Raw genomic sequence first — 14,930 nt, 5'->3', positions numbered from 1 at the left:
CCGGGGGGCCATCGTGGGCGGTCCGGCCCGCGCCGGGCATCTTCGACCATGCCCTGCGCGGCGTTCAGCGGATGCGGCGTACCTGGACCTCCTCGTCGTGCACGGCACGGCCGCACTGCGCGCAGCGCAGCTCCGCGCGGACGGGGCTCTCGCAGCCGACGTGGTCCGCGCGGCGGGGCGGTCCCAGCTCGTGCGGCAGATTGCGGTCGCCCCACTGCATCAGGGCGAGGACGGCACAGGTGAGGTCCTTGCCCGCGGGGGTGAGCCGGTACTCGTACCGCACGGGCTTGTCCTGGTAGGGGACGCGCTCCATGACACCGTGCTCGACCAGCCTGGTCAGGCGGTTGGTCAGGACGTTCCTGGCGATGTCGAGGTTCTCCAGGAACCCTTCGAAGCGGCTGCTGCCGAGCAGCGCCGTACGGACGATCAGGAGCGTCCAGCGCTCTCCGATCACCTCGAGCGTTCGGGCGAGGTTGCAGTCCTGCCCCTCATACGTATGTCTCAGCATCTGATCACACCGGTAGGGAGGGCCTTTCGGCGGTTCCGGGGGTGGTCCACGGTGGCGTTCCGTCACCGCGGGAGTGGGCGGCGGCGTTCACACCGCCGCCAGGAGGTGGCGTTCGGGCACCGCGGGGGCGGCCTGCCGGGTGAACCGGTCGTAGGCGTAGGCCGCCGAGACGAGGGTCATGTGGTGGTGCCAGCCCGGATACGACCGGCCCTCGAAGTCGAGCAGTCCGAAGCCGTCCTTCATCTCGCGCACGGCCTCCCCCACCCGCGGCAGCAACCGCGCGAGCGCGAGGACGGATTCCGTACGGGTGTGGATGAGGCTGGTCAGCCAGAACTGGAGCGGGCGGCGTTCGCTGTCGGACCGGACGGCCAGCAGCCGGTAGGTGCGGTGGGCGTGGGCACCCGAGGAACCCTGACCGGGCAGGTGGACGAAGCTGGAGACGACCGTCACGGGGCGGCCGTCGCCGTCCCGGCGGGCCACCGTCTCGACGCGGTCCGGTATGCCGCCGCCCGCACCCAGGAGGCTGCCCGCCGTGAGGACCAGGCCGTAGCCGTCACCGCTGCGGGGACGCTGCGTCCGCAGGTGCCGGCCGACCATCACGTGCAGGTTGCCGGGCACCGGGACGACGAAGTCCCGCCCGCGCAGGGCGAGCCCGTGCAGCAGGGTCCTGACGCCGAAACCGGCGGCCGGGTCCAGGCTGCAGACGACCGGCAGTGGGGTGCTCCCGGCGGTGGTGGCGAGGGAGTCGATCAGGTCGAGGGCGTGCTGTTCCGCCGTACGCAGTCCGGCGTCGGACGGGATGCGGGCGCGCCGGCGGCGTTCGGGGTCCTTGGCCCAGGAACCCGGCAGCAGCAGACGCCAGTCGACCGGCGCGACCGCCCCCGCCGAGGCGAGGAAGGCGCCGACGCCGACCTGGCAGGTGACCGACCGTCCGGTGGAGGGCAGGAACCGGCGGTGCACCCCGCAGGAGTGCTCCCCCCGTTTGCGCAGTACGGCCTGGTCGACCACCCAGGCCATGGGGGGCGCCTGCCGCTCCGCCCACCTGGCCAGCTCCGTGCGGACCGGGTTCCACTCCCAGGGACTCGCGTTGACGAACTGGTGGAGCGACTGGGAGGTGGCCGGTGAGGCCGAGACCGTCGCGGCGAGGCGCCGGACCGACTTCTTGCCCGGGGTGGTGAGCAGCGCCTGCACATAGGCGTGGGCCCACCGGCGCTGATCGGCACGCGGCAGGCACTCGAAGATCTGCTCGGTGAAGACCGGTATCGAGGTGTTCGCGTGCGTCAGCGCTCGTCCAGCCATGGCAAGTCCCCTCCCCTGGATCGGTCCGCGGCTGTCGACCGCGCTAAAATAATAGCGAACAACCTCTTTTTTTCTCGACTCCGGGGAGTTGACGAATGCACTTCGCCAAGTTGGCCGGTCCGCTGCCCTCTGACCGGGCTGTTTGCCCACCGGACCCCGTACCGTCGGATCCCGTACCGCCGGTAAGGGGCCCGTCACGAGGACCGGCCGGTCCGTCACGAGGGCCGGCCGGCACACGGAGAAGACCACCACCGCACGCGGGACCGCCGGCCTTCCGCCCGCGCCCGATACCCCGTCACATGCCCGAGGAGGCGACATGGTGAGACAGGAGAGGGCCCTGCGCACCCGCGCGGCCGTGATCACGGCGGCCTCCGCGGAGTTCGCCCGCGCCGGCTACGACGGCACGTCGCTGTCCCGCATCAGCCAGCTGGCCGGCATGTCGGTCGGGGCACTGACCTTCCACTTCCGGACCAAGCAGGAACTGGCCGACGCCGTGCAGGAGGAGGGGCGGTCCGTGACACTCGCCGCACTGGACGGCCATGCCTACGCGGACCGCCCGGCGCTGTGCCAGGTGGTCGGCCTCACCCTCGAACTGGCCCGGCTCATGGAGGAGGAGGCCTCGGTCCGTGCCGCCATCCGGCTGAGCAGGGAACGCCCGGGCTCGGCCTCCTGGTCCCAGGCCTGGCTGCCGACCGTGCGCAAGCTCCTCGACGAGGCGCACGAGGCCGGTCAGCTCCGGGAGAGCGCTCCGGCCGCCGACGTGATGACACTGGTCGAGCACCTGACCGACGGAGCGGAGGTGTACCTGCGCGGCAGGGTCGAGGACGAGTCGGAACTCGGGAACGCCGTCGCACGACTGCGCACCGTCTGGAAACTCACGCTCACGGGGGTGTCGGCGGACCCGCCCGGCCCGGGACACCCAGCACCGCCCACGACCACCGAAACCTCGTCACCGCGCTGAGCCGGGACTTTCATCCTGGTCTTGCCGGCGCTCCACAAGGCATTCAGCGCCCCTGCCTGTCCGGCGACAACGATGCGGCGTCCACGACCTGGCTGACGGCGAGGGACCGTCGTATCGACTGATAATTACATTGCGTGATTGAAGATCCCGCTCCGTAATCAACGCGGTAAGGTCACCTTCAGACAATAAAAAGCCCGGCCCCCGAGATCTTGGCGGATAGAAGGGACCGGGCCCAACAAACCCGACGCTGTCGGTGCTCCTGACCGAGAAGACCCGGAGCCGTCAGTGCTCCTGATCAAAAGGATCCGGAGCCGTCAGTGCTCCCGATCGTACGAGAGTTACGCGCCAAAGCGCTAGCGGACTCGTCGGCGCATCAGGAACAACGAGGGCGCATCGGGTGGAAAGGTATACCCGAAGTGCTGCACCACCAGCGCGGTCGCCGTGAAGCGGCCGCCCACGACACGACGGACGTCATCCGTCTGCCTGGCTGGTCGAGGGCCTCAGGCGTGAACACTCCAGGCTGGTTCCGGGCCGTCGCACGTACAAGGACCCGCGCCGCCCACGCTGATCGCGCGGGAGGCAGCGCGAGCACTCGACACCGTGGGGCTGTCATGCCGGATCCGCGCACCGTACGCCGCGTCTCCGCGCGCCCGGTCCTCGCTGGGGGCGCCCGGTGAGCACTCCATTCTTCCCTCGCGCCACCCGCCGGGGCGCTGCCATGGACTGGGTGAAGTTCGACGCCGAACTCGCCCGTGACGGCAGCGTGGACCCCGTCGACAAAGCCCTGTACGCGGCCATCGCCTCGTTCGTCGACGCGGAGACCCGGGAGTCTCCGGAGACAACGGATCTGGATCCGAACAACATCCCGCCGTGGGTGCCCACCAGGAAGCGCCTGGCGGAGTGCATCGGGAAGTCGCTGGACACCCTCGACCGCGCGACCAAGCGCCTGGAGGCGCGTGGCCTGCTCCGCGTCCACCGGCAGCCTGACCCCACCAACCCACGCCGGATACTGCCCAGCGAGTACGAACTCCTGGACCACCACATCTGGGATGAGCGGGCCGCCCAGCGCGCAGCAGAGCGGGCCGCCAGAAAGGCCGGTGGCCGGGAAACCCGCGGCTCGGGGGGTGGCCGCACGGATGCGGCTACCCCTGGCCGCACCCATGCGGCTACCCCTGGCCGCACCGGTGCGGCGGTAAAAGACATAAGAGAAAGTCTTGAAGAAGGATCGGGAGAAGCAGCGCCTTCGGCGCGTAGCGCCGGTGGCGTGCGTAGCACTTCAACCTCAGGTAGGAGCGCGCGGGATGGGCGTAGCGGCTCCGCCGCGTCGGGCAAGGCGGGCTCGTCGTCGGGGAAGGGCGGAAAGGCTGTCGTGCCGGATCAGCGGGGCGCGGACGGCACAAGGCTGACCCGGGAGCAGACGGCGGCGGTACACGCCGTAGAAGCCCTGCTACCGCAGCTGCTGGTCGCCAGGCTGCCGTACGGGCACATCCCGCAGCGGAACCGGACGGCCGTCCTGGAGGCCCTGGAGTCCCGCACGGTGGACCAGCTGCGGAAGCGGATCGCGCACCGGTGGGTGGCCTACGGGTACGAGCCGGTTCTCCACGACGGCGAGCTGCGGTCGGCGGTCGGTGTCGCCCTGGAGCTGATCGCCCCGACGCCGTACTGCCCGGACCCGTCGTGCGAGGACGGCGTCATGATCGATACCGGCGAGGACTGCCGGGCTTGCTCAGAGCGCCGCAAGGCCCGCCGGGTGGCTCGCCTCACCGGGAAGACCTCACCCACCGGCAAGAGCGGCAACCCGAAGGCCCCGGCGCCCGAATGTGTTGACTGCGGCCGCCCGCTCCCTGGAACCGCCCCCGTTGACGGCGTGTGCCAGCGGTGCACCGAAGAAGCCGCAGCCGCCTTCGCCGCCCTCGCGGCCAGCCTCTCCGGCCAGTCTCCGACACAGGAGGACGACGACACAACGACGGAGCGCGAGATCCTGGAGCTGGAGGGGCAGCGCCGCCGGGCCCGCCGGGCGGCAGGGACGGCCCTGGCCTTCGAGGACACCGACGTCGAACAGACCGCTGCCGACGCGGCGGAAGACACCCGGCTGCGCGCGGAGCTGCTGGCCGCCAACCCCTGGATGGCCTGCTACACGCAGACCCCGGCGACCGCCCCAGGGGGCGCCCCGTTGTGACCCGAGAGCGGCGGACCGCTCAGACCGCCTCATGAATACCGAGATCAGAACGGGTCAGGACGCGCCCCGCGTTTTTCAGGCCTTGGCCACCGCGATCTCGCGCACCCGGCCGGACAGCTCCCGTACCGCGCGCGTCTTGGCGTACGGCGTGAGTTCCTTGCGCATCGTGGCGAAGTGGTCGTCTCCCCGGACGGACGACACGTGCTCGTACTCGTCGAGGAACCGGCCCCACGACTCGCACGACGCCTCGACGTGCCCGTACCGGAGCTGCCGCTGCGCAAGAAGCGCGTAGGCGTGGACGCGGCCCTGCCGTTCGTTGGCCGGCTGCACTCTGATGGACTGGCGCAGGGCGCTGATGCTGCCGGGCAGGTCGTTCTCCTCCGACAGCACGTGGGAGACGTGGAAGAGGTAGGCGGTCTGGTCGTAGCCGCCGATCGCATCGCGCCGGTTGTCGGCCTTCGCGAGTGCCGTCTCGGCTTCGCGAAGCCGGATGTGGGCCTGGCGACGGTCCCCCACCATGCTCGCCGCATGTGCCTGCTGTCCTCGCAGGAACGCCATCAGACGCGGCCCGGCCGACGGTGCGGCCTCGGCCGCGGAGTCCGCCAGCTCCAGCGCAGTCCGCCCGTGCCGCAGGTTCGACGCCTGGAGCGACATGCCGCGCAGCGTGCGGCAGTAGGTGACGTGGTCCTGCGCCTCATCAGCCAGTTTGAGCGCTTGGACGTAGTACTTCTGGCCCAGGCCGTGGGCCTTCTCGTACATGGCCATCCACCCTGTGAGGTACGTCAGGTCCGACGCGGCGGCGAGCATGTCCTGCTTCACCGGTGCGGATGCCTGCGCCTTGAGCCACGGGCCTACGGTGTTGACGAGGAACGCGGCCGCCATGGGCCGGGCGTGGCCGGCGCCGAACTCGTCGAGGATGTCGGCGATGCGCTCCGTCATGGACCGCACCGACGCTACTTGGGATGCGCCGATGCGGGTGGTGGCCTTGCCCGGGGTGACCGGGTCACCGGCCGCCCGCGCCGTGTGCTGGAACGCGGGCACGGAGAGCGCTGCGGAGAACAGAGTCGCGGCCAGGACACCGCGACGGGACGGGTCCATGTCCGCCCTTCCCAGGTCGACCAACTCCTCCACAGTGTCCACTGGTTGTGAGCCGTCAGCGGATACCGCGGGTTGCAGACCGGCCTCCGCGTGTGTGACCGGCCGCCCCAACCGAGCGGACAGCGCCTCCAGGATCAGCGGCCTGACCTCGGGTTTCGGCGGCGTGCCGGCGATCCAGTGGGCAACGGCCGTTCGGTCGTACGAAAGGTCCAGCCCGGCCTGCGGGCCGAGCCTGTTCACCTGCTGGGCGAGTTGCGTGCGCGTCCATCTCGCCTGTTCGAGCAGCCTGTTCAAGGCAGGGTTGGGCGTGCGTTTTCTCGTGGCCATGCCCTCAACTCCCGACAGCTCCATGGCGTTCACGGTGTTCACGGTCCCACCTGCCCTCAACGGTACACACAGACAGTGATCACGCGGTTACCTCTTACGAGTCAAGCACCGATCTCGGCCCTTGGGAGCAGAGGTGACCAGCGCACCACCACTGAGAAGAGACACCGCCACGGCGGCAGACGACCTCTGCCGTGAGCGCCGACCCGAACGCCCACGCCTGACCGACGACCGGGTGAGCGTGTCCTTCGAGGTCCGCCCGCCCCGAGCCGGGGACGGCATCCCCGAACAGGACGCGCTCCGCGTGCGGATGGCCCGGCGGGTGACCGCGGCCCGACTCCGGTACTGCGGCCTGGACCCGCTGGTCGACGACGCCGAGCTCATCGTCTCCGAGCTGGTCACCAACGCCATCCAGCACGGCAACGGCACTCGCGTCACCTTCACCATGACGGTCCACGACGGCTTCCTGCGCCTGGCCGTGCACGGCGAGACACCCGGCCGACCGGTCGTCCGCGCCGCCGACGACGACGCCGAATACGGCCGAGGCCTCTTCCTCGTCGACCACCTCACCACCGCCCACGGCGGCACCTGGGGCACCAGCGACGACGGAACCACCACCTGGTGCAACCTCGCTGTCCCCGCAGGCCGACCGTGATCGCCCCCAACGCCGGCCGGAGCTTCTCTCCACCCCGTACCTCAGTGGACACCGTCCGTACTGTCCCGTCCTGTACGAGAGAGAACACCGTGCGTCCCGAGCCGCCCTTGGTCCCCTTCGTCGTCCAGCGTGAGGGGGAGGAAGCCGCCCCCGACAACCTGATGCTGACCACGATCGGGCCGGGCCGCTACCGGCTGCACTACGCCGACGAGGACCCCCGGGACCGGGACCTGCGCGGCGTGCTGTGGGCCCGCTGCTCCTTCGGCGAGGTCGACGACCTCGGGAAGCCGACGGGCCGGCCGCAGTGGCGGATGATGCACCCCCTGCGGCAGCGGGGGACGATGCAGGCGCTGCGCTGCCAGGTCTGCGCCGAACGAGCACGGACCCCGCTCGGCTACATCTTCCTCGCCGGCCCCGGCACGGTTGACCCGGACGACCCGATGGTCCTCACGAACCAGCCGCCGGTGTGCCCCCGGCACGCGCGTTCCGCCGCCGACCTGTGCCCGCACCTCACCCGCGACCCGATGGTGCTCCTGGCACAGAGCGCCCCCATGTACGGCGTGAACGGTGTCGGCTACGGCTACGGCGACTTGGGCGTACAGGTCGTCAAGCGGCCCAAAGGGCCGATCCCGTACGGCCACGAACTCCTGCCGACCGTCCTCGCCTCCCAGATGGTGCGCCGCCTCAGCACCTTCCGGGCCGTGGGCCTGGACGAACTGCTCTGGGAGCTGGAGCGCGCCACATGAAGCCCCTGTCCTGCGGCCCGGGCGTTCCCCTCGGCCTGGGCCGCAGGACATCGCACGCCGTGGGGTCGCCCCCAGAACTGGTCGGGCTTCAGCAGGCTGCTGATGCCGCTCACGACAAGCTGCAGCTCCTCAGCGATCACCACCCGCAGCGCCAGGCATGGTTCGATGCCTCTGTAGCGGTGCAGGAAGCCTTGGCGCAGTACGCCCGCACCAAGCGCCTCAACCGGTTACGAGGTCGAGAGAAGGCTCCGGCAGATCGTGTGGCACCCTGCCACCACCGCTGATCGCCCCGGCACCACGCTCCAAGCGCCTCACGCTTTGGTGCAGACGAGCTGCGGATGGCAGAGAAAATTACACATACCGCTGAAGCTTGCAGAGTTTGTTACCTTCTAGATGTAACAAACTCTGCCAGGAGATGTAACTATGTCTGCATGGATCGCAGTGAGCAGCTGATGACTTTGGCCGGGCCGGCCACTGATCAGTGGGGGCTGGTGACAGCTGCGCAGGCCAAGAAGCTTGGCTTGAGCGCTGTCCAGCTCAAGCGCTTGACCGAGGCTGACTTGCTGACGAACGTGGGCCGCGGTGTCTATGCCCTGCCTGCCGTCGGACTGCCGCAGCACCTGGAGATCAAGGTGGCCTGGCTGCGCCTGCAGCCGGAAATCTTCGCCTGGGAGCGAAGCCCCGGGTGCGAGGATTCGGGCGTCGTCTCGCACGCCTCCGCATGCCAGCTCCACAACCTTGGGGACATTCCGGCCCCCGAGGTGGAGATCAGCGTGCCGCGCCGGCGCACGACCACTGAGCCGTTTGTCCGGCTGCGCACCGCAAGGCTGGAGCCTGCCGACATCACGATCATCGACGGCTTGCCGGTGACCAGCCCCGAGCGGACCGTCGTCGACCTCCTGCACGCCAAGGCCGACGGAGGGCATGTGGGCGGGGTGATCGCGGATGCCGAACGGCGAGACCTGGTGGACATCGACGCCCTGGCGGACCGTGTTCAGCCATTTGCCCGCAGGTACGGCTTTGCCGCAGCCGCCACAGGGCACGAACTGATCGAACACCTGGCGGGGCAGGCCGGCCGGAACCTCCACTTCCAGGAACTGGCCCATGCCGGCCGGGAAGGCTTCGTCGTCGGCGCTCAGCTTGCCGACCTGCACAACGCTGACCGCCTGCTCGGGGCGAACGCCACAGCCGCACAAGTTTTTGCGTCCCGCCTTCACAGTCTCGAGGGGCGGCAGGACATGTGGGAAGCGATGGCGAAACTCATGCCCGACCTCTCCCACTTCGAGAAGGTCCAGCAGGCTTTGGCTCAGATACTGGCCTCCCCGTCCTACACCGAACTGATCAAGGGACACACGAGGTGGAGCGGTGCCGTGCGGGCGTTGTACGAGGGGAGCATGCCCAAGTCTGACCTCTCGGCGTTGGCGGAGGCGGCTCAGCGTGCTGTCACCTTGTCGCCCGAGGTTCAGCGAGCGATTCAGCAAGCGGCTGTGCCCGGCCCCGGCGTAAGCCGGGCCATCAAGGCCCTGCAGCAACTCGAACAGGCACCGCCGGGGCGTGCGGACGAATCAGGTGACAACGACGCTTTGCAGACCGAGGAGGAAGAGCCAAACGGACTGAACGGCACGCAGGACCCCGAGTAGAGTCAGCGGCTCCAACTACTCGGGAGCGAGCGGCGCGTGGGCAGAACCTATGCCAGTCCAACGGCATTCCAGGCAGCTCTGACACAGGCCGCCCGGAACATGTCCAAGAAGACCGGCATGAGCGTTACCGACCTCATGAAGATCTTCTACTTCAACCGGCTCGCAGCCCGCGTCTTCACCAAAGAACCGGACGACTGGCTCATCAAAGGCGGACAGGCCCTGCTGGTCCGCTACCGCGGCGCTGCACGTCTCAGCCAGGACATCGACCTGCAATGCGCCCAGCCCGACCGCACCGCCGACGAAGCCCGGCAGCTGGTGATCGAGGCCGCCTCCCTCGAACTCGACGACCACCTGCGCTACACACCCGGCAAGTTCCTCGGCCACAGCGATGAAGGACGCGGCGGCGCACAGTACTTCCAGGTGTTCCTCGGCACCAAGCCTGTCGCCAGCATCAAGGTCGATCTCGTGGTCGGCCGCACCCTGTCCGGCACACCGGAAACCCGGACCCTCAAATCCGCCGTCGACATCGAATGGCCCGTGGACTGGCCCGAAGTCCGTCTCTACCCCGTCATCGACCACATTGCCGACAAGATCTGCGCCATGTACGAACGCCACGGCGACAACGGACAGTTCGGGTCCAACCGCTACCGTGACCTGGCCGACCTTCTCCTGATCAGCCAGCAGGAAACTGTGCCCGGCGACGCCGCATGTCAGGCTCTGCACCGTGAAGCGGACCGTCGCCGCAGCAACGGCACCTCCGTCGTCCTGCCGACCGTTTTCGAAGCACCCGGCCCTGACTGGCCCGACGGCTACCCCCAGCAGGCGGCCCTGGTCGTCGGCCTGCTGGGCTGCGCCGGCTACGCTGAAGCAGCACAAGCCGCCGCCGCGTTCATGAACCCCATGCTCACCTCAACCGCCCAGGGCACCTGGAACCCGAAGACCGCGACCTGGTCGTAAATACTCGACAGCGCCGGCGCCCACCACCGACCGATACCACGGAGCCGCGTCCTCCATCCGCTCCAGCACCGACGCCCCCGGATCGCACCCGGCGACCCGCCAGACCTCGTCGCTCCGGTACCAGTGGTCCGTGGCGACCAGGGCGAACTGACGCTCACTCACGGGAACTTGCGCGGCCCTCAGCCGCTCCAGGCACTCCTGCCAGGGCAGCTCCGCCGTCACGGCGGGCAGTACGTCGTGACGCGCCAGAGTGTGCAGCAGGTCCCCCACGCGCACCGGCCGGGGATGGCTCGCGTGCCAGATGCCACCGCGGCTGTCGGCCCGCCCGCCGGCCCCGGCCCCGGGACCGAGCGCGAGGCGGGCGACGAGCCGCGCCAGGTCGTCCACGGCCACGGCGGACACCCTGCCGCGTCCGCCCTCCCACAGCGCGGGAACGGCGCGCAGGCACTGGGCGAGCAGCGGCACGACCCAGCGGTCCCCCCTGCCGAGCACCAGTCCCGGACGCAGCACGGTGGCGCCCGCGGCCAGGGCGTGGGTCTCCCCGGCCAGCCGGGTGCGACTGGCCGGGGAGACGGGCGCGGGGACGACCTCGTCCACCCCGGTGCCCCGGTGCGGGCCGGGGCCGTACACCGCCGCCGTCGACAGGTGCACGATGCGGCTCACGCCGCTCCGGGCCGCCTCCCGCATCAGAGCGGCCGTCCCGTCGACGTTGACCGCGGCGCACTCGGACTCGTCCGGGCTGATGACGGCGGCCATGTGGAGGAGCACGTCGGCCCCCTCGCACACGCCGCGCAGCGTCCGGGGCTGCGCCATGTCCGCCGGGACCCACTCGTCGGCCGGCCCGGCGCCCTCCGGCCGCCGTCTGCCGACCGTCCGGACGACCAGGCGTTCACCCGAGCCGGCATCTTCCCCCGTGCGGTGCCCGGCGAGTTCGCGGAGCACCGCCGAGCCGATGAACCCGGTGGCGCCGGTCAGCACCACGCGCAACGGTCTCATGCGGCCAGCCGCTGACGGTCCACCGGGAACGAGAGCTTCGCCCTGGCCTGCGGGGTGGCGATGGCGGGGAGCAGGTAACGCCACATCGACACGAGGCGTTCCGGCAGATCGGCGCGTTCGCTGGAGACGTTGGAGAACACCTGGATGCCGCTGTAGGCGCCGACGAGCACGTTGGCGAACTCCGCTTCGTCGACGTCGGCCAGCAGCTCGCCCTGTTTCCGGGCCTCCCGCAGCAGCGCGCGGAACTCGCTCACCCACTCCTGGTACGCCGTGTCGTCACGGGCCCCGAACTCGCCCTGCTCGACGGCGAGCCGCACGCTGGCCCGGAACAGCACGTTGTTCTGCAGTTCGCGGGCGAGGAAGAAGGTGAGGTCGACCAGCTTCTGGAGACCGGCCGTCTCCACGGAGAAGTGCACGAACTCCTGCTGGTGGGCCAGCACGGCCTGCGCCAGGCTCCTCTTGGACTTGAAGTGGAAGTACATGCCGCCCTGGGTCACCTGGGCCCGGTTCATGATCTTGCTGATGCTGGCTCCGCTGTAACCGCACTCGTCGAAGATCTCCGCAGCCGCGTACAGGATCGTCTCCCGGGTCTTCACAGCCCGTTCCTGCTTCGGCTCAGCCATTTCAGTGCCTCGATCACTCTCGACAAAAAAAACGAACGCCCCTATTTTACAGGGCAACGCCTTCGGCCGGTAGGCAGAAGGCGCCCACTCACGCTGCTTCCGGGGGGATAGTCATGCTCACCACTGCGGAGAACCCTGCTGCTGCAAGACCGCTCCTGACCACCACCGTCGCCAAGGAATACGTGCACCGCGCGGCCCTGGCGGAGGTGTTCCTCACGGAGTGGACGAAGGCGGGACCCGCCTCGTTCACCGTGAGCGCCCAGTGGCCGCGCAGCCACAGCTTCTACGAGTGCGAGAACGGGCTCTACGACCCGCTGCTGCTCTGCGAGACCGTCCGCCAGACCTTCCCCCTGCTGGCCCACGTCGCCTACGACGTCCCCCTGGGCCACCAGCTGAGCTGGTCCCGCTTCCAGTACTCGGTCAACATGGACGCGATGGGCCTCGAGCTGAACCCGGCCGAGCTCGAACTGCACGTGACGTGCTCGGACATCCGTTTCCTCCGGTCGATCCCCGCGTCGATGTCCATGCACATCGAGGCGGTGCGCGGCGGTACTCTCCTCGCGGTCGCGGACACCCACTTCGGCTGCCACTCCCCCGCCGTCTACCGGCGGCTGCGCGCCGGACGGGCAGGCGACTTCGGCGCCTTCCTGAACGCGCCGGCAGCGCCCCGGCCGGTCGAGCGGACCACGGTGAACCGCCACCGGCTGCGGGACATCGTCCTGTCACCCACCCAGCAGCAACAGCGCTGGCAACTGCGCGTCGACACCGGGCACCCGGTGCTCTTCGACCACCCCGTCGACCACGTGCCCGGAATGCTGCTCCTGGAATCCGTACGCCAGGTGGCGCACGCCGTGCGGCCGTTCCCGACCGGCGCGGCACCGGCGTCGATGGACGCGACCTTCAAGAAGTACGTCGAGTTCGACGAACCCTGCTGGATAGAGACGGCTCCGGCCGCCGAGACCACCGAGGCCGCACCGACGCGCGACGGACGCCAGACGGTCCGCGTCAACGCGTTCCAGGGAGAGGAACTGGCCTTCACCGCGACGACCGAGATGGTCGACACGGCGCCGTAACGAGCCACGGCCCGCCTTCGGGCGGGCCGTCCGCGGTTTCACCGCCACAGCGCCACAGCGCCACTAAAAAAGTTCCAAGGGCTGAACCCAGTGTGCCACCACTGGGCTCACAGCCATGTGTCATGCCACCCGTCGAGCCGTCTGCCCGACGGGCGAAGGCCCGTCGGGATGCCACTCCCCAGGGCCCTCTTCGGTTCCGGACGAACCTCGAAGCCATGCGACGGCTTCGTCATGCCCCCTACCAGGAGACGCCCTCATCATGGAGCAAAGCCGCGGCATTGACCAGCCCTCTCAGCTCGCATCCGCGAGTACACGCCCTTTTGGGCAACTTTCCGCACCCCACGAACCCGACCGGTCCCCGCTGCCCGACGGCACCCGGACCCCTTCTCGCATGTACATACGACAACGGGTCAAGGTTCCGATGCGGCTGGTGGAGTCGCCCCACTACTCGGACGCCGCCCTCAGCGTCTACGTGAAGGTCAAGGCACTGGCCCGACGCCCCGAGGGATGCACCGCCGGGATCGCCACGCTCGCCTCCTACCTGCGGCTGTCCGAGTCGACCGTGCAACGCGGCCTGGCCCAGCTCCGCGCGGCCGGTCCCGACGGCCTCGTGGAGTTACCGGAGAGCCGGCGCAGGTCCCTTCCCGGCGGATACGGGACGACGGCCCGCCGACAGGTCAGGCCCATGACGTCGACGGAACGATTCGTCTGGCTGCCGGTGACCGCCAGCGAGTGCCTCCGCCCACGCCTGCTGCGCGCCTTCGCCGTGATCTCCTACGCCGTCGCACAGAAGCACCCGCTGACCTCCCGCGTGCTCGCCGGAGTCCTCCGCCACCACTCGGGACCCCGGGCGGGCCTGCCCCTCACCACGGGCGCCGTCACCCGTATCGTCGAGCAGTTGGACGCGTCGGGCTGGATCACCGTCCACCGCCGGGCCGGGGAACACGGGCGGCACCTGTTCGGGGTCCACGACGGACGCACCCCCGCCTCCCTTGATGACCGTTCAGGTACCCGGACTGGTGAGGGATCGCTCGCGTACAAGGAAGACCGGAGAACTGACCGACCCGATGACGACGCCGACCGCGCCTCACCCGCCGTAGGCGAGAGACAGGTGGGTGAGGGGGCAGCCACCGCGGTCGCACCGCACAGCCGTCTCGCGCTGCGCGCGGGTGACACGAGTCTCTCCCCCGTACGCACCGCACGCACCGGGCACAGGCCCTACGCGGGGCCACAGCTGACCTTCAGCCCGCGGCTCCACTCCGTACTGGAACCCGTGCGTTTCCTGCTCAAGGACCTGAACACCTATGTGCAACGGCGGCTGGGGCGGGAGATCGCCCGGCAGCTCGACGCGGGCGCGGGCGTCGAACGCCTGCGGAGCCGTCTCACGCAGCGGCTCGCCGCGACCTTGGTCGAGGACATCCGCGATCCCGGACGCTGGCTGCTCGGCGTGGCCCTGCCCCGCTGGGGCTGCGCCGACCCGGACTGCGAGACCGGCACGCTCTGGTCGACCGGCCGGCGCTGCCGCGCCTGCCGGGAGACGATCGCGGACCGGTACGCCCCGCCACGGAACGCGGAAACCGCACCCGTCCCGCCACCGTCCCCACCGAGCCGTTCCGCAGGTGGCCGGCCGGACCGCCCGGCGTGGACGCCACCGAAGGCGTCGGGCCCCGTCGTGGTGGCCCGCTGCCGGGGCCGTGACGGCACCTGTTCCCGCAGGGCCCCCCACGGCCTGTGCTGGAGATGCCGGGTGGAGGCCGTGGACACCGCACCGACGACACCGGCTCAGGAGTCGGGGCGGGGGGTGGGGTTTAGGCGGTAAAAATAAACCCCGGGGCCCGCCCCCCCCCCCCCCCCACAAGGGCCCCCCGGCG

13 protein-coding genes are annotated in these 14,930 nt (G+C 69.9%); 8 read left to right on the top strand and 5 right to left on the bottom strand.

Annotated elements, in window-relative coordinates:
* Positions 1-64: 64 nt before the first annotated feature.
* Together ACFV5H_RS15485 and ACFV5H_RS15480 are read right to left on the bottom strand one after the other, a co-directional pair.
* The gene (locus ACFV5H_RS15485; RefSeq protein WP_385046359.1) at positions 65-508 is read right to left on the bottom strand and encodes a winged helix-turn-helix transcriptional regulator; all 444 of its coding nucleotides are present in this window, start codon (positions 506-508) and stop codon (positions 65-67) included.
* 87 nt (positions 509-595) lie between these two features.
* A complete protein-coding gene (locus tag ACFV5H_RS15480; protein WP_385046356.1) occupies positions 596-1,807 on the bottom strand; it encodes an IS701 family transposase in 1,212 nt (403 codons plus the stop codon).
* Positions 1,808-2,123: 316 nt separating this feature from the next.
* On the opposite strand from ACFV5H_RS15480, the gene ACFV5H_RS15475 reads away from it, so the two are divergent.
* Together ACFV5H_RS15475 and ACFV5H_RS15470 are read left to right on the top strand one after the other, a co-directional pair.
* Complete coding sequence (locus ACFV5H_RS15475) at positions 2,124-2,768, top strand: TetR family transcriptional regulator (protein WP_385195108.1); 645 nt, start codon at positions 2,124-2,126, stop codon at positions 2,766-2,768.
* Between the two features lie 1,369 nt (positions 2,769-4,137).
* Positions 4,138-4,947 carry a hypothetical protein gene (locus ACFV5H_RS15470; RefSeq protein ID WP_385195105.1) on the top strand — a complete coding sequence of 270 codons (810 nt, stop codon included), beginning with the start codon at positions 4,138-4,140 and terminating at the stop codon, positions 4,945-4,947.
* Between the two features lie 75 nt (positions 4,948-5,022).
* Here the strand turns inward: ACFV5H_RS15470 and ACFV5H_RS15465 are convergent, their stop codons facing one another.
* Entirely contained in the window at positions 5,023-6,372 is a 1,350-nt protein-coding gene (locus tag ACFV5H_RS15465) for a hypothetical protein (protein WP_385195147.1), read from the bottom strand.
* A 232-nt stretch (positions 6,373-6,604) separates the two neighbouring features.
* Between ACFV5H_RS15465 and ACFV5H_RS15460 the strand changes: the two genes are divergently transcribed.
* From ACFV5H_RS15460 to ACFV5H_RS15445, 4 genes are all read left to right on the top strand, one after another.
* Complete coding sequence (locus tag ACFV5H_RS15460) at positions 6,605-7,024, top strand: ATP-binding protein (protein ID WP_385195103.1); 420 nt, start codon at positions 6,605-6,607, stop codon at positions 7,022-7,024.
* Between the two features lie 89 nt (positions 7,025-7,113).
* Complete coding sequence (locus tag ACFV5H_RS15455; RefSeq protein WP_385195100.1) at positions 7,114-7,770, top strand: hypothetical protein; 657 nt, start codon at positions 7,114-7,116, stop codon at positions 7,768-7,770.
* 431 nt (positions 7,771-8,201) lie between these two features.
* Positions 8,202-9,410 carry a type IV toxin-antitoxin system AbiEi family antitoxin domain-containing protein gene (locus ACFV5H_RS15450; RefSeq protein ID WP_385195098.1) on the top strand — a complete coding sequence of 403 codons (1,209 nt, stop codon included), beginning with the start codon at positions 8,202-8,204 and terminating at the stop codon, positions 9,408-9,410.
* 99 nt (positions 9,411-9,509) lie between these two features.
* Positions 9,510-10,367, top strand: a complete 858-nt coding sequence (locus tag ACFV5H_RS15445) for a nucleotidyl transferase AbiEii/AbiGii toxin family protein (protein WP_385195095.1) — start codon at positions 9,510-9,512, stop codon at positions 10,365-10,367.
* On the opposite strand, the gene ACFV5H_RS15440 is transcribed toward ACFV5H_RS15445, so the two are convergent.
* Entirely contained in the window at positions 10,320-11,363 is a 1,044-nt protein-coding gene (locus ACFV5H_RS15440) for an NAD-dependent epimerase/dehydratase family protein (RefSeq protein ID WP_385195093.1), read from the bottom strand. The genes ACFV5H_RS15445 and ACFV5H_RS15440 overlap by 48 nt on opposite strands.
* Positions 11,360-11,986 (bottom strand): ScbR family autoregulator-binding transcription factor, encoded by a 627-nt coding sequence (locus tag ACFV5H_RS15435; RefSeq protein WP_385046329.1) that lies wholly within the window; start codon positions 11,984-11,986, stop codon positions 11,360-11,362. Before ACFV5H_RS15435 ends, ACFV5H_RS15440 begins: the two co-directional genes overlap by 4 nt.
* Positions 11,987-12,099: 113 nt before the next feature.
* Between ACFV5H_RS15435 and ACFV5H_RS15430 the strand changes: the two genes are divergently transcribed.
* Positions 12,100-13,059 carry a ScbA/BarX family gamma-butyrolactone biosynthesis protein gene (locus ACFV5H_RS15430; RefSeq protein WP_385195091.1) on the top strand — a complete coding sequence of 320 codons (960 nt, stop codon included), beginning with the start codon at positions 12,100-12,102 and terminating at the stop codon, positions 13,057-13,059.
* A 391-nt stretch (positions 13,060-13,450) separates the two neighbouring features.
* Positions 13,451-14,878 (top strand): hypothetical protein, encoded by a 1,428-nt coding sequence (locus ACFV5H_RS15425; protein ID WP_385195089.1) that lies wholly within the window; start codon positions 13,451-13,453, stop codon positions 14,876-14,878.
* Positions 14,879-14,930: the final 52 nt, after the last annotated feature.

It is taken from the genome of Streptomyces sp. NPDC059787 (assembly GCF_042732315.1).
Classification (GTDB): Bacteria; Actinomycetota; Actinomycetes; order Streptomycetales; family Streptomycetaceae; genus Streptomyces; species Streptomyces atrovirens.
This window is presented reverse-complemented; position numbering and strand designations above follow the sequence as displayed.

Excerpts from the sequence above, each read along its gene's own strand:
- ACFV5H_RS15475 (WP_385195108.1), top strand. The coding sequence starts at position 2,124 with ATGGTGAGACAGGAGAGGGCCCTGCGCACCCGCGCGGCCGTGATCACG.
- ACFV5H_RS15430 (WP_385195091.1), top strand. The coding sequence starts at position 12,100 with ATGCTCACCACTGCGGAGAACCCTGCTGCTGCAAGACCGCTCCTGACC.
- ACFV5H_RS15435 (WP_385046329.1), bottom strand. The coding sequence starts at position 11,986 with ATGGCTGAGCCGAAGCAGGAACGGGCTGTGAAGACCCGGGAGACGATC.
- ACFV5H_RS15445 (WP_385195095.1), top strand. The coding sequence starts at position 9,510 with ATGTCCAAGAAGACCGGCATGAGCGTTACCGACCTCATGAAGATCTTC.
- ACFV5H_RS15465 (WP_385195147.1), bottom strand. The coding sequence starts at position 6,372 with ATGGCCACGAGAAAACGCACGCCCAACCCTGCCTTGAACAGGCTGCTC.
- ACFV5H_RS15480 (WP_385046356.1), bottom strand. The coding sequence starts at position 1,807 with ATGGCTGGACGAGCGCTGACGCACGCGAACACCTCGATACCGGTCTTC.
- ACFV5H_RS15440 (WP_385195093.1), bottom strand. The coding sequence starts at position 11,363 with ATGAGACCGTTGCGCGTGGTGCTGACCGGCGCCACCGGGTTCATCGGC.
- ACFV5H_RS15450 (WP_385195098.1), top strand. The coding sequence starts at position 8,202 with ATGGATCGCAGTGAGCAGCTGATGACTTTGGCCGGGCCGGCCACTGAT.
- ACFV5H_RS15485 (WP_385046359.1), bottom strand. The coding sequence starts at position 508 with ATGCTGAGACATACGTATGAGGGGCAGGACTGCAACCTCGCCCGAACG.
- ACFV5H_RS15425 (WP_385195089.1), top strand. The coding sequence starts at position 13,451 with ATGTACATACGACAACGGGTCAAGGTTCCGATGCGGCTGGTGGAGTCG.